1 protein-coding gene is annotated in these 882 nt (G+C 53.2%); it reads left to right on the top strand.

The window, feature by feature from the left end:
- Positions 1-3: 3 nt before the first annotated feature.
- Entirely contained in the window at positions 4-786 is a 783-nt protein-coding gene (gene radC, locus MoGM_RS01355; protein ID WP_104368430.1) for a DNA repair protein RadC, read from the top strand.
- The last annotated feature ends 96 nt before the right edge of the window (positions 787-882 follow it).

Raw genomic sequence — 882 nt, 5'->3', positions numbered from 1 at the left:
GGGATGATAAATGAAAAAGTATTTGCCGGTGACGATTATAATTCCACAAGGCGAGAAGAAAAGCATGATGGTGGTTATACCTCCGCGTCCATACCTCCGAACTGTAAACTGTCCATAAATCGCTGGGCGATTGAAGACCGGCCGAGAGAGAAGCTCGAGCGTCTCGGAGCGGCGGCGCTGTCAAGCGCCGAGTTGCTGGCCATACTGATAGGGTCGGGCTCGGCACGGGAGAGTGCCGTGGAGCTGATGAGGCGCGTGCTGGCCGACTGCAATAACAACCTGAACACGCTTGGCAAGAAGAGCGTGAAAGAACTTACCGGATATAACGGAGTGGGGCCGGCAAAGGCCGTGACGATACTCGCGGCTTGCGAACTGGGCAAGCGCCGACAACTGGAAAAGGCTGAGGAGCGGCCCGATCTGCGCTCGGCAACGGCTATATACAACCACATGCACCCGCTGATGCAAGACCTCGATACCGAGGAGGCGTGGATATTGCTGATGAACCGTAGCTTTCACCTGATACGGAAAATGAGGATAAGCCACGGCGGACTGAGCGAGACGGCCGTTGACCTGAGAGTAATCATCAGGGAGGCGCTGATGTGTAACGCCACGGTTTTGGCCCTGTGCCACAACCATCCGAGCGGCAACGCCAGGCCAAGCCGGCAGGACGACATGCTGACGGAAAGCCTCAAACAGGCCTGCGACATGATGAGGATACACATGGCAGACCATCTTATAGTCACCGACGGGAGGTATTACAGTTATCTCGAAGAAGGAAGATTGTGATAGCCATACCTTCGTTTTCCTTTCAATATGACACCGTTTTGACAGATGGCGCATGAATTTGTTTGACTTGCGGTATATTAATATTATATATAGTAA

Source organism: Prevotella sp. MGM1 (assembly GCF_002933775.1).
In the GTDB taxonomy this organism is placed as follows: domain Bacteria; phylum Bacteroidota; class Bacteroidia; order Bacteroidales; family Bacteroidaceae; genus Prevotella.
This window is presented reverse-complemented; position numbering and strand designations above follow the sequence as displayed.